The 24,235-nt window shown below is 74.0% G+C and carries 15 protein-coding genes; 11 read left to right on the top strand and 4 right to left on the bottom strand.

Features of this window, described 5'->3' with window-relative positions; translation table 11 throughout:
* Positions 1 to 28: 28 nt before the first annotated feature.
* The gene (locus tag ACWEEU_RS06775) at positions 29 to 2,464 is read right to left on the bottom strand and encodes an ATP-binding SpoIIE family protein phosphatase (protein WP_451729305.1); all 2,436 of its coding nucleotides are present in this window, start codon (positions 2,462 to 2,464) and stop codon (positions 29 to 31) included.
* A gap of 219 nt (positions 2,465 to 2,683) precedes the next feature.
* Here ACWEEU_RS06775 and lanKC point away from each other — a divergent pair, with 219 nt between their 5' ends.
* The 4 genes from lanKC (at position 2,684) to ACWEEU_RS06755 (ending at position 9,196) form a co-directional block, all read left to right on the top strand.
* The gene (lanKC, locus tag ACWEEU_RS06770; RefSeq protein ID WP_451729302.1) at positions 2,684 to 5,410 is read left to right on the top strand and encodes a class III lanthionine synthetase LanKC; all 2,727 of its coding nucleotides are present in this window, start codon (positions 2,684 to 2,686) and stop codon (positions 5,408 to 5,410) included.
* A 38-nt stretch (positions 5,411 to 5,448) separates the two neighbouring features.
* The gene (locus ACWEEU_RS06765) at positions 5,449 to 5,562 is read left to right on the top strand and encodes a SapB/AmfS family lanthipeptide (RefSeq protein WP_018548652.1); all 114 of its coding nucleotides are present in this window, start codon (positions 5,449 to 5,451) and stop codon (positions 5,560 to 5,562) included.
* 174 nt (positions 5,563 to 5,736) lie between these two features.
* Complete coding sequence (locus ACWEEU_RS06760) at positions 5,737 to 7,446, top strand: ABC transporter ATP-binding protein (protein WP_451729298.1); 1,710 nt, start codon at positions 5,737 to 5,739, stop codon at positions 7,444 to 7,446.
* Between the two features lie 28 nt (positions 7,447 to 7,474).
* Entirely contained in the window at positions 7,475 to 9,196 is a 1,722-nt protein-coding gene (locus ACWEEU_RS06755) for an ATP-binding cassette domain-containing protein (RefSeq protein ID WP_451729295.1), read from the top strand.
* 19 nt (positions 9,197 to 9,215) lie between these two features.
* On the opposite strand, the gene ACWEEU_RS06750 is transcribed toward ACWEEU_RS06755, so the two are convergent.
* Positions 9,216 to 9,824, bottom strand: coding sequence for a response regulator transcription factor (locus ACWEEU_RS06750; protein WP_385744946.1), 609 nt, complete (start codon positions 9,822 to 9,824; stop codon positions 9,216 to 9,218).
* A 339-nt stretch (positions 9,825 to 10,163) separates the two neighbouring features.
* Here ACWEEU_RS06750 and ACWEEU_RS06745 point away from each other — a divergent pair, with 339 nt between their 5' ends.
* Positions 10,164 to 12,302, top strand: a complete 2,139-nt coding sequence (locus ACWEEU_RS06745; protein ID WP_451729766.1) for a SpoIIE family protein phosphatase — start codon at positions 10,164 to 10,166, stop codon at positions 12,300 to 12,302.
* Between the two features lie 201 nt (positions 12,303 to 12,503).
* Here ACWEEU_RS06745 and ACWEEU_RS06740 read toward each other — a convergent pair whose 3' ends face one another.
* Positions 12,504 to 13,916, bottom strand: a complete 1,413-nt coding sequence (locus tag ACWEEU_RS06740; RefSeq protein WP_451729763.1) for a S1 family peptidase — start codon at positions 13,914 to 13,916, stop codon at positions 12,504 to 12,506.
* A 680-nt stretch (positions 13,917 to 14,596) separates the two neighbouring features.
* Between ACWEEU_RS06740 and ACWEEU_RS06735 the strand changes: the two genes are divergently transcribed.
* From ACWEEU_RS06735 to ACWEEU_RS06720, 4 genes are all read left to right on the top strand, one after another.
* A complete protein-coding gene (locus ACWEEU_RS06735) occupies positions 14,597 to 14,812 on the top strand; it encodes a hypothetical protein (protein ID WP_018548646.1) in 216 nt (71 codons plus the stop codon).
* A gap of 132 nt (positions 14,813 to 14,944) precedes the next feature.
* On the top strand, positions 14,945 to 15,751 hold the full coding sequence (locus tag ACWEEU_RS06730; protein ID WP_385750960.1) for an HlyD family efflux transporter periplasmic adaptor subunit: 807 nt from the start codon (positions 14,945 to 14,947) through the stop codon (positions 15,749 to 15,751).
* 113 nt (positions 15,752 to 15,864) lie between these two features.
* A complete protein-coding gene (locus tag ACWEEU_RS06725) occupies positions 15,865 to 17,985 on the top strand; it encodes an NHLP family bacteriocin export ABC transporter peptidase/permease/ATPase subunit (RefSeq protein WP_451729760.1) in 2,121 nt (706 codons plus the stop codon).
* A gap of 1 nt (position 17,986) precedes the next feature.
* Positions 17,987 to 20,803 (top strand): NHLP bacteriocin export ABC transporter permease/ATPase subunit, encoded by a 2,817-nt coding sequence (locus ACWEEU_RS06720; protein ID WP_451729290.1) that lies wholly within the window; start codon positions 17,987 to 17,989, stop codon positions 20,801 to 20,803.
* A 218-nt stretch (positions 20,804 to 21,021) separates the two neighbouring features.
* Here the strand turns inward: ACWEEU_RS06720 and ACWEEU_RS06715 are convergent, their stop codons facing one another.
* Positions 21,022 to 21,444 carry a subtilase-type protease inhibitor gene (locus ACWEEU_RS06715; RefSeq protein ID WP_385750819.1) on the bottom strand — a complete coding sequence of 141 codons (423 nt, stop codon included), beginning with the start codon at positions 21,442 to 21,444 and terminating at the stop codon, positions 21,022 to 21,024.
* Positions 21,445 to 21,918: 474 nt separating this feature from the next.
* Between ACWEEU_RS06715 and ACWEEU_RS06710 the strand changes: the two genes are divergently transcribed.
* Both ACWEEU_RS06710 and ACWEEU_RS06705 read left to right on the top strand, forming a co-directional pair.
* A complete protein-coding gene (locus tag ACWEEU_RS06710; RefSeq protein WP_451729287.1) occupies positions 21,919 to 23,526 on the top strand; it encodes a purine-cytosine permease family protein in 1,608 nt (535 codons plus the stop codon).
* Positions 23,523 to 24,182, top strand: a complete 660-nt coding sequence (locus ACWEEU_RS06705; protein WP_451729285.1) for a cyclase family protein — start codon at positions 23,523 to 23,525, stop codon at positions 24,180 to 24,182. Before ACWEEU_RS06710 ends, ACWEEU_RS06705 begins: the two co-directional genes overlap by 4 nt.
* Positions 24,183 to 24,235: the final 53 nt, after the last annotated feature.

The raw sequence follows: 24,235 nt of genomic DNA, 5'->3' as shown, positions 1-24,235 counted from the left end.
AACGCGCCACTCGAACGGGCCGGACCGCTCAGGTGTTCCCGTCCGTCACCAGGTCGGCCCACACCTGCTTGCCGCCGCTGACCGGCACGGTGCCCCAGGTCGAGGAGACCGCCTCGACCAGCAGGACGCCCCGGCCGCCGGTGGCCTCCCAGCCGACGCTGGTGGGCTTGAGGGGGCCGCGCGGGGAGGCGTCGGCGACCGCGACACGCAGGCGCCGGCCGACCAGGCCGAGGTCGAGGCGGACCTGCCCCTCGGTGTGCACGAGGGCGTTGGTGACCAGCTCGGAGACGATCAGCAGGGCCGCGTCCAGGGTGTCCTCGGGCACGTCCCAGCCGCGCAGCACGCGCCGGGTGAAGCGGCGCGCGTGCCGGACCGCCTCGGGGACCCGCCACACGCTCCAGCTCTCGCGCAGCGGGCGTACGGCCATGCCGTCGTAGCGGGTGAGCAGCAGGGCCACGTCGTCGCCCCGGTGGGCGCCGCCGAGCAGGGCGTCGGCGGCGGCGCCGAGGTCGGCGGGGTCGACGGCGGCGAGATCGTGGGCGAGCCGGGTCATGCCCCGGTCGAGGTCGGAGTCGGCGGACTCCACCAGGCCGTCGGTGGTGAGCGCGAGGACGGTGCCGGGTCTCAGCCGCAGCGGGGTCATCGGGAACTCGGCCTGGACCAGCACCCCGAGGGGCGGTCCGCCCTCGGCGTTCACGATCTCGGTGCTGCCGTCCGGGTGGCGCAGCACCGGCTGCGGATGCCCGGCGCGCACGCACAGCGCGGAGCCGCTCTCCATGTCGACGTCGACGTAGGCGCAGGTGGCGAAGAGGTCGGTCTCCATGTCGAGGAGCAGCCGGTTGGCGAGGGCGACGACCACGTCCGGTGGGTGGCCCTCGGCGGCGTAGGCGCGCAGGGCGGTCCGGAGCTGGCCCATGAGAGTGGCGGCGCCCGCGTTGTGGCCCTGGACGTCGCCGATGACGAGGGCCACGTGGTTGTCGGCGAGCGGGATCACGTCGTACCAGTCGCCGCCGACCTCCAGACCGGCGGTGGCGGGGAGGTAGCGGGCGACGGCCTCGGCGCCGGGGAGGCGGGGCAGGCGGCGGGGCAGGAGGGTGCGCTGGAGCATCCCGACGAGTTCGTGCTCGGCGTCGAAGGCGTGGGCGCGCAGCAGGGCCTGGCCGGTCAGGCCCGCGCAGGCGGTGAGCAGGGCGCGTTCGTCGGGTCCGAACTCGTGCGGCCGGTCCCAGCCGATCAGGCAGACCCCGGCGGTGCGGCCCCCGGCGGGCAGCGGGAGCACGGCGAGACCGCCGGGTCCCACTCCGGCGAGGCCGGGTTCCAGGCGGGAGCCCGCGGGCCATATGCGGGCGCGGCCCTTGCGCAGGGCGGAGGCGAGGGCGGGCATGGCACGCACGGGGGCGTCGGGCCACTCGCCGCGCCATTCGGCGCGCCAGAGTTCGGGCCAGGCGGCGGGTTCGGGCGGGTCGAGGACGGTGACGACGAGGCGGTCGTTCTCCAGTTCGGCAAGCGCGATGCGGTCGGCGCGCAGGGGTGCGCGCAGGGCGGCGACGACGGCCTGGCCGACGTCCTTGACGGTGCCCGCGGTGGCGAGGGCGGCGGCCAGGCGCTGGACGCGGGCCACGTCGGTGACGTCGGAGCGGAAGGCGGAGGCGTCGGCGACGGTGCCGACGAGCCGGGCCGGGTGTCCCCCGGTGCCGGGCAGCAGCCGGCCGCGCAGCCGCAGCCAGCGGGGCGCGCCGGAGGGCTGGAGGGCGCGGAACTCCAGTTCGCGGTCGCCGACGGGCATGTGGTCGGCCTCGACGACGGACATCAGCGCGGGCAGGTCCTCCGGCACCGTGCGGCCGAGCAGCGTCTCGACCTTGCCGTCGAACGCCTCGCGGGAGAGGCCGAAGAGCCGCAGGATGTCGTCGCCGACCTCGACCCGGCCGGTGTCCATGGCGAGGCGGAACGCGTCGCCGGCCGGCTCGCGGGGCGGGGCGGGCGGCACCGGTACCGGCGCGGTGACCGCCCCGGCGAGCAGCTCAAGGCAGGCACGGTCGTCGGCGCCGAAGCCGCCGGGCTGTTCGGTGACGGCGACCAGGCAGCCGCTGCCGGGCGCCCCGAGCGGCAGCGCGGCGAGCGCGAAGTCGGCGTCCGGGGCGGGTGGTTCGCCCGGGCCCGACCAGCTCGGCCGTCCCGTGCGGTGGGCCTGGGCGACGGGCGAGTGCGCCGTGGCCGGGCACTCGTCGCGCAGTCCGTACCGCGTGCGGGGGAGGCCCGCGGACTCCACGAGCCGGAGTGTCGCGGGGTCGTCGCCGGGAACGTAGATCCCCGCGTACGTGGCCCCCGCCAGGACCAGCGCCTGTTCCAGGACCCGGCGGGGCCGGTCCGTGGACGGCATGGCCATGAGCGTGGCGAGGACATGCTCGGCACGCTCGGTTCTCGATCTGCGTACCGCAGCACCCTCGCTCGCCACGTTCGCCATTACAGCGCTTGCGGGGCGTCCGCGCAGCCCCCGTGCACGTCCCAAGTGGTACGAGCATTCCACGCGTAGCCGTCCGAACACATCTTTACCTGTGCGTTCCGCACGACGATCTGATGACTTGTACGACTGTCCGCGACCGTTCGACTCCTGAGAGTGTCTTCTCGTGCCGACCGGGACCACCGGAACGGCGAAGGCAGGGGCGGGAGGGGCGACAAGGCCATGGACAAGCGGTACGAGGTGTACGCGCTCGCCGATGGACACTTCTACGACACGCCCGACCGGCTCTCGGCGGAGACGGGCGAGCCGGCACCGCAGTACGCGGCGGCGCGGCGCCCGGTGCCGGACGGCTGGCACGCGGCCCGCTCCGGGGACTGGCTGACGCTGACCCCGCTCGGCGAGGACGGCGCGCCGGAGCCGGGACCGGCCCAGGGCTGGAAGATCCACTCCTCGGCGACGGCCGCGAACGCCGGCCGGGTCGCGGAGATCGTGTGGGACTACTGCGTGCCGCGCCGCATCCCGTTCAAGTTCGTGCCCGGTCCGCATCTGCTGCACTTGCGCAACGCGAAGTACGCGGGCCGCGACACCAGCGGCAAGTTCGTCACCGTCTACCCGGCCGACGAGGAGCAACTGCACCGAATACTCACTGAGTTGGGTGTGCTGCTCGACGGCGTCGAGGGTCCGTACATCCTGACCGACCTGCGCTGGGGCGCGGGCCCGCTCTATGTCCGCTACGGCGCGTTCGCCCGCCGGTACGTCGTCGACGAGCGCGGCACGCTGGTGCTCGCGGTGGCCGACGGCGAGGGCGGTCTCGTGCCGGACCGGCGCGACCCCTCCTTCCAGGTGCCCGAGTGGGTCACGCTGCCGGAGTTCCTGCGCCCCCATCTGGAGGCCCGCAACACCACGACGGTGGGCGAGCTGCCGTACCGGATCGAGAAGGCGCTGCACTTCTCCAACGGCGGCGGGGTGTACGCCGGTTCGGACGTGCGGGACGGCAGCCGGGTGGTGCTGAAGGAGGCCCGGCCGCACGCGGGGCTGGCGGCCGACGGCGCGGACGCGGTGACCCGCCTGGAGCGGGAGAAGGACGCGCTGGAGCGGGTCGCCGGGACCGGGGTGGTGCCCGAGGTGCGCGACTGGCTCACCCTCGGCGAACACCGGTTCCTGGTCATGGAGTTCCTGGAGGGCCGCCCGCTCAACTCCTTCTTCGCCGAGCGCCATCCCCTGCTGATACCCGATCCCGATCCGGCGAAGACCGCCGCGTACACGGCCTGGGCGCTCAGGGTGCACGCGGCGGTGGAGCGGGCGGTCGCGGCGGTGCACGAGCGCGGGCTCGTCTTCAACGACCTGCACGTCTTCAACATCATGGTCGCGCCGGACGAGGAGACGGTCCACCTCATCGACTTCGAGGCGGCGGCCCCGGCCGCGGAGAACGGCCGCCAGACGGTCGCCCACCCCGGCTTCTTCGCCCCGCCGGACCGCCGGGGCAAGGACGTGGACCGCTATGCCCTCGCCTGTCTGCGGATCGCCCTGTTCCTGCCGGTGACCTCGCTGTTCGTGGTGGACCGGGGCAAGGCCGCGCATCTGGCGGAGGTGATCGCGGAACAGTTCCCGGACGTGCCGCGCGCCTTCCTGGACGAGGCGGTCGCCGAGATCACCCGCGACACCCGGGGCGGCGAGGCCCGTCCGGCCACCCCGCTGGTGCGGCCCGGCGACTGGCCGCACAGCCGGGACTCGATGGTCAAGGCGCTCCTCGCCTCCGCGACCCCCGAGCGCTCCGACCGGCTCTTCCCGGGCGACATCGCCCAGTTCGCCGACGGCGGCGGGCTCGGCCTCGCGCACGGCGCGGCCGGGGTGCTGTACGCCCTCGCCGCCTGCGGGGCCGACCGGTACGAGGAGGGTGAGCGCTGGCTGCTCCGGCACACCGCGCCCCCACCGCCCGGCACACCGCTCGGCCTGTACGACGGACTCGCGGGCGTCGCCCTGGTCCTCGACCAGCTGGGGCATCGGCGGCGGGCGCTGGAGCTGATCGACGGCATCCTGCGCGAGAACTGGCGCAACCTGTCCTCCGATCTGCACGGCGGCCTGGCCGGGCTCGGCCTGGTCCTCGGCCGGCTCGCGGCCACCACCGGCGAGAAGGCGCTGGCGGAACACGCCGCCGAGGCCGCCGACATCCTGGTGCGACGGCTGGCCGAGCCGGTCCCCGAGACGCCGCGGCGGCGGGCGGGACTGATGCGCGGCGCGAGCGGCCCGGCACTGTTCCTGCTGCGCCGGTACGAGGAGACCGGCGACCCCCGCGCGGCGGCGGCGGCGGCCGAGGCGCTCCGCCGCGACCTGGCCTGCTGTGTCGTCCAGAAGGCGAGCGGCGGCCTGGAGGTCGACGAGGGCTGGCGCACGCTGCCCTACCTCGGGGACGGCAGCGTCGGGATCGGACTGGTCCTGGACGACTATCTCGCGCACACGGGCGCCGAGGGCTTCGCCGCACACGCCCGCGCGGCGGCTCCCGGCACCCGGGAACAGGCCCTCCTCGCCCACGCGGCGGGCGCGGCCGAGGAGTTCCGACGCGCCCGGGAGGGCATCCTCGCCGCCGCGACCTCCCGCTTCTACGCCCAACCAGGTCTCTTCCAGGGCCGCGCCGGCATGGTGCTGCATCTGGCGCGCGGTGCGGCGCCGGGTGCCGCCCGGGAGCGGCTGGAGCGGCAGATCGACGGGCTCGGCTGGTTCGCGATGGCCTACCAGGGCCAGCTCGCCTTCCCCGGGCACCAGATGATGCGGCTCTCGATGGACCTCGCCACCGGAACGGCAGGCTGTCTGCTCGCCCTCGCCTCGGCGCTCGACGCCGGTACGGACGCGGGCGACGGCTCGGGCGAGCGCTCGGGCGAGCGCGCCCACCTGCCCTTCCTCCCGCCGCCGAAGGCGGCCCTCACACGCGGCTCCGACCCGGAGTCGTGACACAACCCCGTCCCCATGAATAGGGAGAGGACACCACCATGGCACTGCTCGACCTCCAGGTTCTCGAGTCCGACGACCACACCCTCACCGTCGCCAGCACGGTCAGCCTGCTGTCCTGCGTCTCGGCGGCCAGCGTTCTGCTCTGCCTGTGATCTGACCGGCACCACTCGGCTCCGGGCGGCCTCTCCCCTCGCGGGGAGGGGGCGTCCGGGGCCTTCCCGTTCCCGGCGGCGCCCCGGTCGCCGACTCCCTTCTTCACGACGTGGCTCGACCGCAGCACGCCGCTCCGACCCACCCGCACTCCGACCGAGGCGAGGCCGCAGCCGATGACGCCCAGTCCCGACGCCGACGCCACCCGCGCCCTGTCCCGCGCCGTACTCCGTCACGGGGGCCCGCGCGCCACCGCCCTGTTCGCCCTGAGCACCGCCGCGACCGCCGCCGGGCTGCTGCTGCCCGCCGTACTGGGGCGGGCCCTGGACCTGCTGCTGGCCCGCCAGGACGCGACCCGCTGGGTGGTCTGGTGCGCGGGGCTCGTCCTGCTGTCGGCCGTGTTCGAGGGCTGCGCGGGCGTGGTGAGCGGCTCCCTGGACGCGGGCTCGGCGGCGTGGCTGCGGCGCCGGGTCACCGGGCAGGTGCTGGCGCTGGGACCGCGCGCGGCGGCGCGGTTCGGCGGCGGGGACCTGGTGGCCCGGCTCGTCGGCGGTGCCGCGCAGGCGGGTACGGGCCCGGCGGCGCTGGCCGCGTTGCTGGCCGAACTCGCTTTGCCGGTGGGTGCGTTGGTCGCGCTCGGCATCGTCGACTGGCTGCTCGCGGCGGTGTTCCTCACCGGCGCGCCGGTGCTCGCGCTGCTGTTGCGGGCCCTGGCCCGGGACACCTCGGCCTGCGCGGAGGAGTACCAGCGGGAGCAGGGCGTGATCGCGGCCGCGCTGACGGAGGCGGTCGGCGGCCACCGGACGATCCGCGCGGCGGGCGCCGAGGAGCGGGAGGCGGCCCGGGTGCTCGCCCCGCTCCCCCGGCTCTCCCGCGCGGGTCACGCCATGTGGCGGGTGCAGGGGCGAGCGGCGGCCCAAGCCCTCACCGTGGCACCCTTGTTGAACCTGGGCGTGGTCGCGGTGGCCGGGCTGCTGCTCGCCCGGCACCGGCTCACGGTGGGCGAGGTGCTGGCGGCCTCCCGGTACGCGGCGCTGGCGACCGGGGTCGGCGTACTGGTCGGACGGCTCGCCGCGCTCAGCCGCGCCCGCGCCGGCACCGCACGGCTGGCCGAGGTGCCGATCCCACCGGCGTCCGCGCACGGCACCAGGCGACTGCCTTCTGGTACCGGCAGGTTGGAGCTGCGGGGCGTGACGGCCCGGCGCGGCGGACGCACCGTCCTCGACGGGGTCGACCTCACGGTGCCAGGCGGCACCACGCTCGCCGTCGTGGGCCGCTCCGGCACCGGCAAGTCGCTGCTCGCCGAGGTCGCCGGGCGGCTCGCGGACCCGGACACGGGCGAGGTGCTGCTGGACGGCGTACCGCTGCGCGACCTCACCCACGACGCGCTGCGCCGCGCCGTCTCCTACGCCTTCGAGCGTCCGGCGCTGTTCGGGACGACCGTCGAGGACGCCCTCGGCTTCGGCCTCGACCGGCCGCCCGCCCACCGGGTCCGCGAGGCAGCCCGCACGGCGTGCGCCGACGCGTTCGTCCGCAGGCTGCCGAAGGGGTACGACACGCCTCTCGCGGACGCGCCCCGCTCCGGCGGCGAATCCCAGCGCCTGGGACTGGCCCGCGCGTTCGCGCACGGCGGCCGGTTGCTGATCCTGGACGACGCCCTCTCCAGCCTGGACACCGTCACCGAACGCCAGATCTCCCGCTCCCTGTTGACCCCGGGCGGACCCACCCGCCTGCTGGTCGCCCACCGGGCGGCGACCGCGGCCGCGGCGGACGCGGTGGCGTGGCTGGACGGCGGGCGCCTGCGGGCGGTGGGGCCGCACGCGGAGCTGTGGCGGGACCCGGAGTACCGGGCGGTGTTCGGGGACGCCGAGACGGTGGCCAAGTAGCGCTTCGACACGAGGGAGTTGGGCTCCGATGAAGCTGCGGCAGCGGGCGGCCCGGTACGCGCGGACGAAGGCGCGGGTGCTGGTGCGCCTCGGCGTCTGGTCCCTCCTGGAGGCGGGGCAGACCTTCCTGGCCGGGTACGCCCTCGCGCGCGCCCTGGACGCGGGGTTCCTCATCGGGGACGTCCGCACCGGGCTGCTCTGGCTCGGCGCGGCCGGGGCGGCGGTGGTCGTGGGCGCGGTCGGCACCGGGCGGGTGTACGGCGTGGTGGCCGCGCTGGTCGAGCCGGTCCGGGACCGGCTGGTGTCGAAGGTGGTCCGGCGCGGGGTCCGCGAGGCCGATCCGGGTGCGCTCTCGGGCCTGACCCAGCAGGTGGAGATCGCCCGGGACACCCTCGCCGGACTGGTGCTGGTCTCCCGCTCCTTCCTCTTCACGGCCGCGGGTGCGCTGATCGGTCTGTTCTCCCTCGACCCGCTGCTCCTGGCGGTGGTGGTGCCTCCGCTGCTGGCCGCGGTGGCCCTCTTCACGGCGACGCTGCGCCCCCTGGCCCGCCGCCAGGAGGCGTTCCTGGCGGCCGACGAGGCGCTGGCCGAGGACCTGGGCGCGGTGGGCTCCGGGCTGCGGGACATCACCGCGACCGGCGCCGAGTCCCGGGTCGCGCGGAGCCTCGACCGCCGTATCGGGGTCGAGCTGAGGACGGCGCGCTCCCTGGCCCGCTGGAGCCCGGCCCGCGTGGCCGCGCTCGCGCTGGGCGGCGAGGTGCCGGTGATCCTGCTCCTCGTGGCGGCTCCCTGGCTCTTGCGCCGGGGGGTGACGCCGGGCGCGCTCGTCGGTGCGCTGGCCTACGTCGGCCAGTCCCTGTATCCGGCCCTGCAGAACCTGGTCCACGGCCTGGGCACGAGCGGGGCCCGGCTGACGGTCGTACTGCGCCGTCTGCTCCCTCCGGAGCCGGAGCCGCACGCGGCAGACGCCGAGGCGTCCCCGGCCACCGAAGCATCGCCGGCCGCCGAACGGTCTCCCGAGCCGAAGGCGCCCGCCCTCGCCCTCTCCGGTCTCCGCTTCGCCTACGGACCCGCGAGTGAACCGGTGCTCCACGGGCTGGACCTGGCGCTGCCCCCCGGTACCCACCTCGCCGTCGTCGGCCCGAGCGGCACCGGCAAGTCCACGCTGACCGCCCTGATCGCCGGGCTGCTCGCACCCGACGCGGGCACGACCCACATCCACGGCCGCCCCGCGCCGGAGGCGACCGCCCTGCGCACACTCATCCCGCAGGAGGCGTACGTCCACGGCGGCACCCTCGCCGAGAACCTGACGCTGCACCGCCCGGACCCCGTACCCGAGGACGAACTGCTGGCCGCCGCCGACGCGGTGGGCCTGACCCCCCTGCTGACCGCGCTCGGCGGCCCGGACGCCCAGGTCCACCCCACCGCCCTGTCCGCGGGTGAGCGCCAGCTCCTCGCGCTCACCCGCGCCTACCTCTCCACCGCCCCCCTAGCGCTGCTGGACGAGGCGACCTGTCATCTCGACGCGGAGGCGGAGGAACGCGCGGAGCGGGCGTTCGCGGACCGGCCGGGCGGCACCCTGGTGGTCGTCGCGCACCGGATGAGCTCGGCCCGGCGGGCGGATCTCGTGCTGGTGCTGGACGGCGCGCGCACGGTGTGCGGGACGCACGCCGAGCTGCTGGCCTCCTCGCCGCTGTACCGGGACCTCATGGGCGACTGGGCCGGCGCGCCCGACGCGCGGGTGGGCTGAGCGGCGCCGGGAGCGGCCGTCACAGCCATCCCTCCCCGCGGGATATCCGGATCGCGTCGATCCGGTTCCGCGCCCCCGTCTTCCGGGTGATCGCGGCCATGTAGTTGCGGACCGTCCCGTGGGACAGGTGCAGGCTGCGGGCGATCTCGGCGATCGACGCGCCGCCCGCCGCGAGGTCCAGGACGCTCAGCTCCCGGCGTGTCAGGGGGATCTGGGTGGCCCGGAGGAAGCCGAAGCCCAGGGAGGCGTCGATGAAACGTTCCCGCGCGGCGACGTGCCGTATCGCGCGGACCAGGCCCTCCGGAGAGCCCGCCTTGTCGACGAAACCGAGCGCGCCCGCCTCGGCGGCGCGCTTGAGCAGACCGGGGCGATGGGCACTGGCGAGGACCACCAGGGCGGGTGGGCGTCCTCCCGTGCCCGGGGGACACAACTCGGCCAGTGGGGGCGCCGCGTGGCCGTCGCCGTACTCCAGGTCGGCCGCGCACACGTCCGGGGACAGTGTGCGCACCTGGTCGGAGGCGCCGCGCCACGGCGTGTCGTCCACGTGGAGGCCGGGTTCCCGCCGCAGCCACTCCGCCAGGACCGCCCGTACCAGACACGCGTCGTGCACCAGAAGCACCCGGATCACTCCCGCCCCCTCGGTTTCGCTCTGCGTCGCTCTGCGCGGCCGTACTGTCACCCTCGGAAGTCGACCGCGTGCCCATTGTTGGGTGTGGCGGCCCAACTCGTGCGCGGAGATCCGGCCATCAGGAGGCGCGGGGGCGCACACGCGGCGCCCGTGTGCCATCGCGTGCTCCGGAACCACGGGCATGGGCCCCGCCCTCGCGGGGTACTCGGGGCGCCCCCTTGCCGACCGGGCCGGTCCGCAGGTCAGGGACACGGCCCGATGGCGGCATCCGCCGCGTGCGGGGCGTCCCCGGGCGGGCGCCCCGCTCCGCCCGGGCCGGGCGCGCGACCGTACGAGGAGGTGGTCGGGGTGTCCGACACACCGGGGCCCGCGTCCGTGTCCCCGGCGGCCGGACGACCACTGCTGTCGCTCGCGCTCGCCTCGATGATGGAGGACGTCGGAGCGCACTCCGGTGCGGTCTATCTGCTGCGGCCCGACGCGCCGGTCCTGGAGATGGCGGTGATGGCGGGGCTCCCGCGCGCGTTCGCGGCGCCCTGGGAGCGGGTCGGGCTGAGCGCGCAGATCCCGGTGGCCCTGGCGGCCCGGGAGCGGCGCCTGGTCTGGGTGGGCGGCGCGGAGGAGATGGCGCGCCGGTTCCCGAGGATCGCGGTGGTGCTGCCGTACCCCTTCGCGCTCGCGGCGGTGCCGCTGGCGACGGCGGAGCGGGTGCTGGGTGTGGTCTTCGTGACCTGGCCCGGCACCCGCGCGGCGGAGGTGTCCGGCGAGGACCAGGACCGGCTGACGGAAGCCTGCGCGCGGCTTTCCGGGCAACTGGAGCGAGCCGCCGCCGATGCCCTGCCGGCCGGACCCGAGCCCGACCTGCTGGCCACGCCCGCGCCGGAGGCCGCCGTCGACCCCGATCCGGCGGAGGCGGCACGGCTGCTGTCCCGGCTGCCGTACGGCCTGGTCTCGATGGACCTGCGGGGCCGCATCGGCTTCCTGAACGAGGCCGCCGCCGAACTCCTCGGCCGCTCCGCCGGGGATCTGCTGGGCACCCTGCCGTGGGTGTCGGTCCCGTGGCTGAACGACCCGGGGTACGAGGACCGCTACCGGGCCGCGCTGCTCAGTCAGCGGCCGACCTCGTTCGTGGCGCTGCGGCCGCCGGACCAGTGGCTGTCCTTCCGGCTGTATCCGAACACGACCGGGCTGAGCGTGCGCATCACCCGGGTCAAGGTGCTCACGGAGCGGACGCACGAGGCCGCGCGGTCGGGCACGCCTCCGCCCCGCTTGGTGACCATCTCCCAACTGCTCAGCCTGACCGGCGCGTTGACCGAGGCGGTGGCGGTACGGGACCTGGTGCGGCTGGTCGCGGACGAGCTGGGGCCCGCCGTGGGCAGCCGGGCGCTGGTGCTGCTCGGCTCGCAGGAGGGGCGGCTGCGCGTCCTGGGCCACCACGGCTACCGCGACGCGCGCGCGGTGGAGCACTACGACGGTCTCCCGCTGAGCGCGCGCTCCCCGGGCACCCAGGCCCTGGACAGCGGGGTGCCCGCCTTCTTCGAGTCGGTGGAGCACCTGGAGCGGCTCTATCCGTCGGGACGCGACCCGCGGGACGGCTTCGCGGCCTGGGCGTATCTGCCGCTGGTCGCCTCCGGGCGCCCGGTGGGCACGTGCGTGCTGGCGTACGCGGAGCCGCATGTCTTCCGGGCCGAGGAGCGCGCGGTGCTGACCAGCCTCGGCGGGCTGATCGCGCAGGCGCTGGAGCGGGCCCTGCTGTACGACGCCAAGCACCGGCTCGCGCACGGCCTCCAGTCGGCACTGCTGCCGCACAGCCTGGCCCCGCCGCCGGGCATCGAGGCGGCGGCGCGCTACCTCCCCGCGACCCGGGGCATGGAGATCGGCGGCGACTTCTACGACCTGGTGCCGACCCGTCCGCTCGCGGCCGCGGTGATCGGCGACGTGCAGGGGCACAACGTGACGGCGGCCGCGCTGATGGGCCAGATCCGCACCGGAGTCCGGGCGTACACGGCGGTGGGGCAGTCGCCGGAGGAGGTCATGGACAGCCTCAACCGGCTGCTGCTCGACATCGGCGCGGATCTGTTCGCGAGCTGTCTGTATCTGCGGCTGGACCCGGCGCGCGGACAGGCCGTGATGGCACGGGCCGGGCATCCGCCGCCGCTGCTGCGCCGCCCGGACGGCCGGGTACGGGTGCTGGACCTGGCCGGGGGGCCGCTGCTCGGGATCGACGCGGGGGCGGTGTATCCGACGACCGAAGTGGCCATGACTCCGGGTTCGGTGCTCGCGCTCTACACCGACGGGCTGGTGGAGTCGCCGGGCGTGGACATCGAGGACGCGCTGGTCGAGCTGGGCGTGGTGCTCGCGGAGGCGGGCGGCGGACCGCTGGAGAGCGTCGCGGACGAGCTGGTGCGGCACGGGGCGTCGGGGCGCGAGCGGGTGGACGACGTGGCGGTGCTGCTGCTGCGGGCGAGCGGGGGCGGCTGACGGCACCCGGGCCCGGAGCTCGTGGCCGGACCGTGCCGGCCGCGGAGAAGGGGGCCGCTGAGAAACCCACCCCCGGCAAAGAGGTGGTCCGGCCCTCCCGCCGGAGGGCCGGACCGTCCCCGGCCGACCGGAACCGCGTGTGAACGGCCGGCCGGGGCGTCGGTTCCGGCACCCGCGCGGGGTGCCGGAAGGTGGAGCGGCTCAGTTGCCGCCGCTGTGGTGGTGGCGCGACCTGTGGTGCTGGGCGGTGCCGCTCTGCGCGGCGCCCTGGTCGCCCGCGGCCTGGTCACCGGCGGCGCCGTCACCGGCGGCCTGGTCGCCCGCCGAGGCGGACGGGTCCGCGGCGCCGCCGACCTCGTCGCCGCCGGCCTGGTCCCCGGCACCCGCCTGGTCACCGGCGCCCGCTTCGTCGCCCGCGCCGGCCTGGTCGCCCGCGCCCTGGTCGCCACCGGCCTGGTCGCCCGCGCCCGCCTGGCCGCCGTCGCCGAGGGTGGCGCCGGTGGCCTCGAGCGCGGTGGTGACCGGCTGGAAGAAGGTCTCGCCGCCGCTGGTGCAGTCGCCGCTGCCGCCGGAGGTCAGACCGACCGCGCCGCCGTCCTGGGTGAACAGGGAGCCGCCGGAGTCGCCGGGCTCGGCGCACACGTTGGTCTGGATGAGACCGGTGACGGTGTCCACGCCGTTGGGGTCGGTCTCGCTCTGGAAGTTGACCGTGGCGTCCAGACCCGTCACCTGGCCGTTGTGCAGCCCGGTGGTGGAGCCCATGCGGAACACGGTGGAGCCGACGGTGGCGTCCACGGCCTGGGTGATCGGGACGGTCTGGCCGTTGCCCGCGTTGACCTCGCTGGGGGCCTGGGTCGCCGGGTCGTCGTACTTCACGAGTGAGAAGTCGCCGTCGCCGGGGAAGTTCGCCTGGTCCACCGTGGCGATGGGCTGACCGGTCTGCGAGTCGGACCACTCCTTGGCGGCGACCCCGCAGTGACCGGCCGTCAGGAAGGCGGGGCTGCCGTCGGAGGCGGTGACGTTGAAGCCGAGGGAGCAGCGGACGTTGCCGCCCTGGACCTGGGAGAAGATGGCGTCGCCGCCGGAGACGAAGGTCTTGAAGGTGCCGGAGGACTTTCTGAGGGTGGCCATGTCCGAGCCGAGGCCCTCGACGGTGGACTCCAGACGGTCCCACTTGGCGCCGGTGACCGTGCTGTCGGCGCTCACGACGACCTTGTCGGTACGCGGGTCCACGGCCCAGGCGGTGCCGGGGATGGTCGCCTTGGTCTTCAACGTCTTTGCGGCGGCCTGGAGTTCGGTGGTGCTGTTGTCGACCTCACGGACGGCGGCACCGGCCTGCCGGGCGCGCGCCATGGCGTTCTGGTCGCCCCGGGCCACGTTGACGACGAGCTGCTGCTTGCCGTTCTCGTAGTAGGCACCGGCGAACGCGGTGCCGAGCTGCTTCTGGAGCTGGGCGCTGAGCGTGGAGGCGTCGGTGGCCTTCAGCGTCTTGGCGGTGCCTGCGGCGGCGGTCGCGTCCTTGTCCTGGGACGCCATGGCGTTGGGCAGCAGGAGGGCCGCGGCTCCGAGCGCCGCCACGCCGCCCACCGCTATCGCGGCCTTGCGCTTGGGCATTCGCTTGTGACTCAACCTTCTCGACCTCCAGTGGGGGACGGGGGTCTGCCGCTAGGGGCAGTGGAACGGGGGCGCCCGGACGGCTACAGGTACGGGCGGGGTGCGCGGAGCGTTCAACTCCGTCCGCCAACTTCCTTCGGCGCAAAGCGAATCGGCCATCGCGGCAGAGGTGTCCACGTCTCCTCCGGTGCCGTGGCGCAAGGGCGGCGGACCCGGATCGTCACACTGGGGACCCGTCAGGTGACGGTCCGTCCAGGACGTGTACCGGAATCGTTGCTTCAGGGAATCTGCACACCGACTGCCCAAGCGGGTCACCGGCACGGCCGGATCTGCACATCCGCGCGCTCCCGCAACGCACCTTTGGAGAGGAGTGCCGGATTCGCCGCCCGAGGAACGCACGAGTCGGCCCGCGGCGCGCGCCCGGCATGTGAAGGAGTGGCCACGACGCCGTGCGCACGCCGTCACCATCGCCCCCCATTACCGACAGAAACGCCTGGTGAGGGGCTTGTTCAGGTGGAAGCGGGCGCGGCGCGCGTGCTTTGATCCATCGCACCGCGGGGACCGCTCAGGAGCTGCCGGAGACGGCCGCCCCCGGGTGCTCGCGGTACGGCGGTCCATCTGTCCCCCAGAGGGGGCCGCTCTCCCCCTTGTGAGATATCCATATGAAGGGAAGTTCCACCATGAACTCCACCCCCCAGGTTGAGACCGTCGAGATCTCGGACGCCGAGCTGGACAACGTCTCCGGCGGCCTGTCCGTGAACGCCCTCAACACCGTGACCGGCGCCGTCAACGGCATCGCCCCGGTTTCCGGCCTGGTGGACACCGCCATCGGCACCGTCGAGGGCGTCACCGGCCTGAACACCCAGCCGGTCACCAACCTGGTCGCCGGTCTCTGATCGCACCTGGTTTCACCGAAGTCCCGGAGCCGTCCGCCGGCTCCGGGACTCTCGGGCGTTCCCCGGCGGTTTCCGCGCAGGTCGCCGCCGCAGTCTCCGTGCCGTCGTCTCTCCTCGGGTGAGGGAAGTTCCGTGCAGTTCCGCCAACAGGCCCTCGCCAAGCTCCAGTCACCGGAGGAACTCGACCTCCCGGTGCGTCTCGCGCGCCCGCAGGGCTGGCTCGCGCTGGGTGTCACCGTCGTCGTGATGGCGGCGGCCTCCGTGTGGGCGGTGACCGGCTCGGTCACCTCCACGGTCAGTGCCCCGGCCATCCTCACGCACGCGCAGGGCAGTTACCTCCTCCAGAGCCCCGTCGCCGGTCAGGTGACGGCCGTGCTCGCCGAGCAGGGCGAGCGGCTTCCCGCGAACGCGCCCGTCCTCAAGGTCCGTACGGCGCAGGGTGATTCCCTCATCCGCACGGTCGCGGCCGGACGGATCACCGCGCTCGCCGCGACGATCGGGCAGATCATCCAGACCGGCGCCAACGTGGCCGCCGTGGAGAAGGTCGCGCACACGAGCGACCCGCTGTACGCGACGGTCTACGTGCCCGCCGAGAACGCCGCTTCCATCCCGGCGCACGCGGAGGTCGACCTGACCGTCTCCTCCGTGCCCGCCGACCGCTACGGCGTCCTGCGCGGCCGGGTGAAGTCGGTGGACCGCACCGCCCAGTCGGCCCAGTCGATCGCCGCGTTCCTCGGCGACACCCAGCTCGGGCAGCAGTTCACCCGCAGGAGCCGCCCCGTCGCCGTGACCGTGAAGCTGGAGAAGTCGGCCTCGGCGAAGAGCGGTTACCGCTGGTCCTCCGTCGACGGACCGCCCTTCCGGCTCGACTCCATGACCCTGGCCACCGGTTCGGTCCACCTGGCCGACCAGCGCCCCCTCGATTGGCTGCTCCCGTGACCGTCCAGACGGGGCAGGACCCCGACACCCGTGGCCGCAGACGCGCCGCACCCCCGCGCCGCCCGGTCCCCAAGGGCCGTGGCGGCACGGTCCGTACGCCCACCGTGCTCCAGATGGAGGCCGTCGAGTGCGGCGCCGCCTCCCTGGCGATGGTGCTCGGCCACTACGGCCGCCATGTCCCGCTCGAGGAGCTGCGCATCGCGTGCGGTGTCTCCCGCGACGGCTCGCGCGCGAGCAACCTCCTGAAGGCGGCGCGCAGTTACGGGCTGACCGCCAAGGGTATGCAGATGGACCTGGCCGCCCTCGCCGAGGTGCGCGCTCCGGCCGTGCTGTTCTGGGAGTTCAACCACTACGTCGTCTACGACGGCATGGGCCGCCGATTCGGCCGGCGCGGGGTGTACATCAACGACCCCGCCAAGGGCCGGCGTTTCGTGCCCATGGAGGAGTTCGACGGCAGCTTCACCGGTGTGGTGCTCGTCCTGGAGCCCGGCGAGGACTTCAGCAGGGGCGGCCGCAAGCCGGGCATCCTCGGCGCGATGCCCGCCCGGCTGCGCGGCACCGCGGGCACCCTGCCCGCCGCCGTCCTGGCGAGCCTGCTGCTGGTCGCGGTCGGGGCGGCCGTGCCCGCGCTGAGCCGTACCTACATCGACATGTTCCTCATCGGCGGCCAGACCTCGCTGCTCGGCGTGCTGTTCGCCTCGATGGGCACCTGTGTCGCGCTGACCCTGGTGCTGACCTGGCTCCAGCAGACCAACCTGCTGCACGGCCGGATCATCTCCTCCACCCTCTCCAGCGCCCGCTTCCTGCGCCATCTGCTGCGGCTGCCGGTCACCTTCTTCTCCCAGCGCTCCCCCGCCGACCTGGTGCAGCGCCTGCAATCCAACGACCAGGTCGCCGAGACCCTGGCCCGCGACCTCGCGGCGGCGGGCGTGGACGCGATCGTGGTCGTGCTCTACGCGGTGCTCCTCTACACCTACGACCCGCAGCTCACCTTCGTGGGCATCGGCGTGGCCCTGCTGAACATCGTGGCGATGCGGATGGTCGTACGGCTGCGCGCCACCCGTACGGCGAAGCTGCGCGCGGACTCCGCGCGGCTCACCAACACCTCGTACACCGGGCTTCAGCTGATCGAGACGATGAAGGCGACCGGCGGCGAGGACGGCTACTTCCGCAAGTGGGCCGGGCAGCACGCGGCGACACTGGAGGAGCAGCAGAAGCTCGGGGTGCCGAGTGCGTGGCTCGGTGTGGTCGCGCCGACGCTGGCCACGCTCAACAGCGCGCTGATCCTGTGGATCGGCGGCGTCCGGGCCATCGAGGGACACATCTCGGTGGGTCTGCTGGTCGCCTTCCAGGCGCTGGTGGCCCGCTTCACCGCGCCGCTCACCCGGCTCAACGGCGTGGCGGGCCGCATCCAGGACTTCGCGGCCGACGTGGCCCGGCTGAAGGACGTGGAGAACTTCCAGGCCGACCCGCTCTACGACCGCCCCGGCGGCGCGGGCGAGTCCACGCGCAGGCTGCGCGGGCACGTCCGACTGGAGAACGTCACCTTCGGCTACAGCCCGCTGGACAAGCCGCTGCTGACCGGCTTCGACCTGACGGTGGGTCCGGGTCAGCAGGTGGCGCTGGTCGGCGGCTCGGGCAGCGGCAAGTCCACGGTGTCCCGGCTGATCTCGGGGCTGTACTCCCCGTGGGACGGCGTGATCCGCATCGACGAAACGCGCCTGGAGGACATCCCGCGCGGCGCGCTCGCCTCCTCGGTCTCCTTCGTGGACCAGGACGTGTTCCTCTTCGAGGGCTCGGTGCGCGACAACGTGGCGCTGTGGGACCGCTCGATCCCGGACGAGGCCGTGGTGGAGGCGCTGCGGGACGCGGCGCTGTACGACGTGGTGATGCGCAGGCCCGGCGGCATCCACAGCCGGGTCGAGCAGGACGGCCGGAACTTCTCCGGCGGCCAGCGACAGCGCCTGGAGATCGCGCGGGCGCTGGTGCGCCGCCCGAGCATCCTCGTGCTCGACGAGGTGACCAGCGCGCTCGACGCGGAGACGGAGCTGGTCGTGATGGACAACCTGCGCAGGCGCGGCTGTGCCTGTGTGGTGATCGCGCACCGGCTGAGCACGGTCCGCGACAGCGACGAGATCGTGGTCCTCCAGCACGGAACGGTGGTCGAACGCGGCCGCCACGACGAGCTGGTGGCACGCGGCGGCGCCTACGCGGCGCTGGTCAGGGAGCGGTGAGATGACGCAGACGCACGAAGGGGACCTCGTCCTCGACGCCCTCGGCGCGCTCGGCACCCGGGTGGACTGCGCGGGCTTCAACCGCCTGGACCTCGAAGGCCCGCAGGTGCTGTGGCTGGTGGCGTCCGGCGCGCTGGACCTGTTCGCGGTGGATGCCGCCCAGCAGGGTCACTGGCATCACCTGGGTCGCCTGGAGGCGGGCGCGCTGCTGCTCGGTCCGGTCGCCGGACCCCAGCACACGCTGGTCGCCCGCCCGGTGCGCGACTGCGTGGTGCACCGGGTGAACCTGCGCGAGCTGTACCAGAGCGCGGGGACCGAGACCTGGTCGTACGACGCGTACGGCAACCCCCAGTACGTGCCGCCCGCCACCAGCCCGCTGGAGTACGCGCTCGCGCTCGGCGTCGGACGCGGCCTCGCGGTGCTGTTCCAGGCGCCGCTCGCCGAGGACCGCTCCACCGCGCCCTCGGACGACGACGTGTTCTGGACCCAGGTGCCACCGGGCAGCGTGCAGTACGGCTCCCTGTACGGCGCGGAGGCCGCCACCGATCTGCTGATGGACCCGGCGCTGTGGCAGACCCTGGTGGACCAGCAGTACCGCCTGCTGACCGCCCTCGACCGGTGGATCGAGCAACTGGAGCGCACGCACGAGACGCGCGCGGCGGCCGGCATCAAGGCCGGTGAGGCGGTGCGCGCCGAGGCCGACCGGACGCTGCTCGCGTCCATCGGCAAGCGCTCGGCACGGCGGACCACGGCGGCGGACGCGGACGCCGGGTACGCGGCCTGCAAGCTGGTCGCGGAGGCGGCGGGGATCGCGCTCGCCGAGCCCGCGCACGGCGGCACCGAGAGCGAGCGCCTGGACCCGGTGGAGCGCGTCGCGCTCGCCTCCCGGGTGCGCACCCGCGCGGTCCGCCTGCACGGCTACTGGTGGCGGGAGAACGTGGGCCCGCTGGTGGGTCACCGGGCGCTGTCCGGGGCGCCTGTCGCGCTGCTGTGGCGGCGCGGCGGCTATGTCGCCGTCCAGCCGGCGACCGGGCGGGAGACGCCGGTGGAGAAGGCGAACGCGGAGGAGTTCGAGCCGCGCGCGGTGATGTTCTACCGCCCGCTGCCCGAACGGCGCCTCGGCCCGCTCGGACTGCTCCGCTTCAGCCTGCGCGGCACGCGCGGCGACCTGACGAACCTGCTGCTCGCGGGACTGGTGACGGTGGCGATCGGCGCGCTGGTGCCGGTGGCCACGGGCAAGGTGCTCGGCGAGTACGTCCCGCAGGCGCGGGAGAACCTGATCGCCCAGGTGTGTCTCGCGGTGATGCTGAGCGGGATCGTCTCGGCGGCGTTCACGCTGCTGGAGAACCTGACGATCCTGCGCCTTGAGGGCCGTATCGAGGCGGCGCTCCAACCGGCCGTGTGGGACCGGCTGTTGCGACTTCCCACCCGGTTCTTCGCGAGCCGCTCCACCGGGGAACTGGCCAGCGCCGCCATGGGCATCAGCTCGATCCGGCGACTCCTCGCGGGCGTGGGTCCGGTGGTGGCGCAGTCGGTGACGGTCGGCGCGATGAACGTCGGGCTGCTGCTCTGGTACAGCGTGCCGATGGCGCTCGCGGCGATCGGGCTGCTGATCGTGATCGGGGCGGTGTTCCTGGGGCTCGGTCTGTGGCAGGTGCGCTGGCAGCGGCGTCTGGTGACGCTGGGCAACAAGCTGAACAACCAGGCGTTCCAGACCCTGCGCGGTCTGCCCAAGCTGCGGGTCGCGGCGGCGGAGAACTACGCGTACGCCGCGTGGGCGCGGGAGTTCGCGCGCAGCCGGGAGCTCCAGCAGAAGGTCGGCCGGATCAAGAACCTCAGCGCGGTGCTCGGCGCGGTCTATCTGCCGGTCTGCACGCTGGTGATGTTCATGCTCCTCGCGGGCCCGGCCAGGGGCGCGATGTCGGCGGCGGCGTTCCTCACCTTCAGCACCTCGGTGACGATGGTGCTGACCTCGGTGACCCAGCTCACCGGCGCGTTCGTCTCGGCGGTCGCGGCGCTGCCGCTCTTCGAGGAGATCCGCCCGGTCCTCGACGCCACCCCCGAGGTGCGCTCGGCGAGCACCCGGCCGGGTGCGCTCACGGGCGCGCTGGAGGCCCGGCGGCTGTCCTTCCGGTACGCGGACGACGGCCCGCTGGTCCTGGACGACGTGTCCTTCTCGGTGCGGCCCGGCGAGTTCGTCGCGGTGGTGGGTCCCAGCGGCTGCGGCAAGTCCACGCTGCTGCGCCTGCTCATCGGCTTCGACAAGCCGGTCTCCGGCAGCGTGCTCTACGACGGCCAGGACCTCGCGGCCCTCGACCAGTCGGCGGTGCGCCGCCAGTGCGGGGTGGTGCTCCAGCACGCGCAGCCGTTCACCGGCTCGATCCTTGACGTCATCTGCGGCGCCGAGCCGTACACCCCGGAGGAGGCGATGGCGGCGGCCGAACTGGCGGGGCTGGCGGAGGACATCCAGCGGATGCCGATGGGGCTGCACACGATCGTCTCCGGCAGCGGAGCGGTCTCCGGCGGCCAGCGCCAGCGGCTGATGATCGCCCAGGCGCTGATCCGGCGCCCGCGCGTGCTGTTCTTCGACGAGGCGACCAGCGCGCTGGACAACGAGACCCAGCGCACGGTCATGGAGAGCACCCGCAAGCTCAACGCGACCCGGATCGTCATCGCCCACCGTCTCTCGACCGTCATGGACGCGGACCGGGTGGTGGTGATGGAGGACGGCAAGGTCGTCCAGCAGGGTCCGCCCGCCGAACTCCTCGCGGACACCGGGGGTCGGCTGCACGAACTGGTGCGCAGGCAGATGGCGTAGGGCCGGGGCGCCCCGGGAAGCCGTCGGGAGACGAAACGCCGTGTCCCGGCCGAGGCCCCCCACGGGCCCGGCCGGGACACGGTTGTGCTTCCGGAGACCGGCGGACGGCCCCACACCGTCCGCCTGCTCCGGTCACGGGATCGCGGTCGCTCCGGCCAGGGGCCGCACTCCCCAGTCACGAGCCCTGTCGGCGTCCTGGAGTCCGCGCGATCCCGGTCCTAGAACGCGAAGACGCTGCTGTCCAGCGCGTCCTTCGCGCAAGAATTGCCGAACGTGCGCTCGTAGGAGACGCGTTGGCCCTGCCACACACCCTGCACGGTGACGGTGACCGGGTCGTACAGCCGGGTGCACCACACATCGTCGCGGGCCTTCAGGGCCGTGAAGTCGCCCTGGAGTCCGCGCAGTTCGGCACAGGCCCGGACGGGGTCCGGGTGCGTGCCGGACGGGGTCGGGGCGCAGCTCAGGGTGACGGCGCGCTCGGGGGCGAGCGTGGCGGCGCTGTCGCCGTGGCCGGTGGTGAGCACCAGCGCCGAGGGCGCGTAGAGCGAGGCCGGGGCGGCTGCGGCAGCCCCGGTCAGGGGGCCGCAGACGGCGGCGGCGGTGAGTCCCAGGGCCGCGGTCCAGCGCGCGGTGTTCCGCATTGTGTGCATCCTTCCGCTCGAACAGACGGGGGTGCCGGCCCGGTTCCGTTCGGGTGCCGGGGCGGCGGCCGCCACTCTGCCGAGTCCGCCGCCGGAACACACATCCCACCCATGACTTTCAGTAACATTGCGTGTTGAATCAGTGGCGAGAAGTCACGGAATTCGAACACGTCGGCCGTGCAACGCCGCGGTTCTTGATCGCGGAACAGGGCCGACTGGCCGAAAAGCACCGCCTGCGCAATCGGCCTGAAACATTCCGGCCGTGGCCGCCCGGTCCCCCTTCACGTCCCGTTCGTGACACCTTCACGCTTCCTCGCGTTCGCCCGGGTTTCGGGCGCGCCCGAGTGGCCGAACCCTCCATCGGCGGGCCCGGAAGATGGACGAAACATCACCTGGTCCGTTTCCGCCGCCCGGCCGTACCGTCGGCAGATCCCGATCCGGACATCCGCCCATCACGCGGCGCAGGAGCCACCGTTGACCTCTCCGTCCTCCGCATCACCGGCGACGCCGCCGCCCGCCCTCACCGAGGTCGAGCCCTACGGCGTCGAACGCATCCCCGACTCCGAGCGCACCGCGACCCCGCTCGACCTCTTCCGGGTCGCCTTCGGCGGCGCGAACACCTTCTCCACCTGTGTCCTCGGCGCGTTCCCGATCCTGTTCGGGCTGTCCTTCTGGCAGGGACTCGCCGCGACCGTCCTCGGGGTGGTCGCGGGCGCGCTGATCCTGTGTCCGATGGCCGTGTTCGGCCCGGTGAACGGCACCAACAACGCGGTCTCCTCCTCCGCGCACCTCGGTGTGCACGGCCGGGTCGTCGGCTCGTTCCTCTCCCTGCTCACCGCGATCGCGTTCTTCTCCATCTCGGTGTGGAGCTCGGGCGACGCCCTGGTGGGCGGCGCGCACCGGCTGTTCGGCCTGGAGCGCGGCACGCTGTCGTACGTCGTGGCGTACGCGCTGTTCGCGGGGCTCGTCCTCGCGGTGTGCGTGTACGGCTTCCGGTTCATGCTCTTCGTCAACAAGATCGCGGTGATGTCGGCGACCGTGCTGTTCCTGCTCGGCGCCATCGCCTTCGCCGGTGACTTCGACCCGTCGTACGCCGGTGTCTTCACGGCCCACGCGGACGCGGCGACGCAGTCGATGTTCTGGCCGTCGTTCATCGGCGCCGCCCTGATCGTGCTGTCCAACCCGGTGTCGTTCGGGGCGTTCCTCGGCGACTGGTCGCGCTACATCCCCGCGTCCACCCCGCACCGAAGGGTGATCGGGGCCGCGTTCCTCTCCCAGCTGGCCACGCTGCTGCCCTTCGTGTTCGGCCTGGCGACCGCGAGCATCATCGCGACGAAGGCACCGGCGTACGTCGACCCGGAGGCGCCGGACTTCGTGGGCGGTCTGCTGGCGATCTCCCCGAGCTGGTTCTTCCTGCCGGTGTGTCTGCTCGCCCTGATCGGCGGCATGTCGACCGGCACGACCTCGCTCTACGGCACGGGTCTTGACTTCTCCTCGGTCTTCCCGAGGCTGTCCCGGGTCCAGGCGACGCTGCTGGTCGGCGTGCTGTCCATCGCGTTCATCTTCATCGGCCGCTTCGGCCTGGACCTCGTGCAGTCCATCTCCACCTTCGCCACAATGATCATCACCTGCACCACGCCGTGGATGGTCGTGATGATGCTCGGCTTCTGGACCCGGCGCGGCTGGTACGACCCGGACGCTCTCCAGGTCTTCAACCGCCGTCAGCGCGGCGGCCGTTACTGGTTCGCGCACGGCTGGAACTGGCGCGGGATGACGGCCTGGTGGGTCTCGGCGGTGCTCGGTGTGCTGTTCACCGACATCCCGGGCCAGTTCGTGGGCCCGCTGGGCGATGTCGCGGGCGGGGTGGACATCAGCCTGCCGCTCTCGCTGGCGGTGGCCGCGCTGCTCTTCCTGGCTTTGCTGTGGCTGTTCCCGGAGCCCCGCGCGGCCTATGGCCCCGACGGCGCCCGGCTGGCCCGCACGGCGGACACCCCGGTGCCGCCGATCACGGGCGGCGAGTCGGAGCCGGCGGGCGAGCCGGTGCCGGCGGGCGAGCCGGTGCCGGCGGAGCCCACCCGATGACGCGGTGGCTGGACCTCTCGGTCCCCGTGGTCAGCGGGATGCCCGTGTATCCCGGTGACCCGGAGGTCACGGTCTCCCCCGCCCTGCGCGCCCCCGTCGACGGGGTCAACGTCCTTTCCCTGCACCTTGGTTCGCAGTCCGGCACGCACGTGGACGCGCCCTACCACGTCGACGACGCCTGGCTCCGGCTGGACGAGCTTCCCCTGTCCCGCTTCACGGGCCGCGCGGTGGTGGCCGACGTACGCGGCCTCGCGCCCCGCTCCCCCATCGCGCCGGAGCTGCTGGCCACGGCGCTGGAGGCGGTGACCCCGGGCGCGATCCTGCTGCTGGTCACGGGCTGGTCGGCGCACTGGGGCACGGACGGCTACGCGGACCATCCCTGGCTGACCCCGGCCGCCGCCGAGGCCGTGGTGGCGGCGGGGGTCCGCACGGTGGCGGTGGACGCCCTCAGCGTGGACCCGAGCGGCCCGGACGCCGACCCGTCCCTCCCGGCCCACCGGGTGCTGTGCGGGGCGGGCGGAGTGATCGCGGAGAACCTCGGGAACCTCGACCGGCTGGTGGGCGCGGACGACGCCGAGGTGTTCCTCTTCCCGCTGCGTCTGCCGGGCTCGGACGGGGCGCCGGTGCGCGCGGTGGCGCGGCTCGGCGGGGAGTGACGGCGCGGGCGACGACGGTACGGGCGTGACGGTGCGGGGTCCGTGGTGACACG

It is taken from the genome of Streptomyces sp. NPDC005004 (assembly GCF_053600675.1).
This window is presented reverse-complemented; position numbering and strand designations above follow the sequence as displayed.

Excerpts from the sequence above, each read along its gene's own strand:
- ACWEEU_RS06775 (WP_451729305.1), bottom strand. The coding sequence starts at position 2,464 with ATGGCGAACGTGGCGAGCGAGGGTGCTGCGGTACGCAGATCGAGAACC.
- lanKC (WP_451729302.1), top strand. The coding sequence starts at position 2,684 with ATGGACAAGCGGTACGAGGTGTACGCGCTCGCCGATGGACACTTCTAC.
- ACWEEU_RS06765 (WP_018548652.1), top strand. The coding sequence starts at position 5,449 with ATGGCACTGCTCGACCTCCAGGTTCTCGAGTCCGACGACCACACCCTC.
- ACWEEU_RS06760 (WP_451729298.1), top strand. The coding sequence starts at position 5,737 with ATGACGCCCAGTCCCGACGCCGACGCCACCCGCGCCCTGTCCCGCGCC.
- ACWEEU_RS06755 (WP_451729295.1), top strand. The coding sequence starts at position 7,475 with ATGAAGCTGCGGCAGCGGGCGGCCCGGTACGCGCGGACGAAGGCGCGG.
- ACWEEU_RS06740 (WP_451729763.1), bottom strand. The coding sequence starts at position 13,916 with ATGCCCAAGCGCAAGGCCGCGATAGCGGTGGGCGGCGTGGCGGCGCTC.
- ACWEEU_RS06735 (WP_018548646.1), top strand. The coding sequence starts at position 14,597 with ATGAACTCCACCCCCCAGGTTGAGACCGTCGAGATCTCGGACGCCGAG.
- ACWEEU_RS06725 (WP_451729760.1), top strand. The coding sequence starts at position 15,865 with ATGGAGGCCGTCGAGTGCGGCGCCGCCTCCCTGGCGATGGTGCTCGGC.
- ACWEEU_RS06720 (WP_451729290.1), top strand. The coding sequence starts at position 17,987 with ATGACGCAGACGCACGAAGGGGACCTCGTCCTCGACGCCCTCGGCGCG.
- ACWEEU_RS06715 (WP_385750819.1), bottom strand. The coding sequence starts at position 21,444 with ATGCGGAACACCGCGCGCTGGACCGCGGCCCTGGGACTCACCGCCGCC.
- ACWEEU_RS06705 (WP_451729285.1), top strand. The coding sequence starts at position 23,523 with ATGACGCGGTGGCTGGACCTCTCGGTCCCCGTGGTCAGCGGGATGCCC.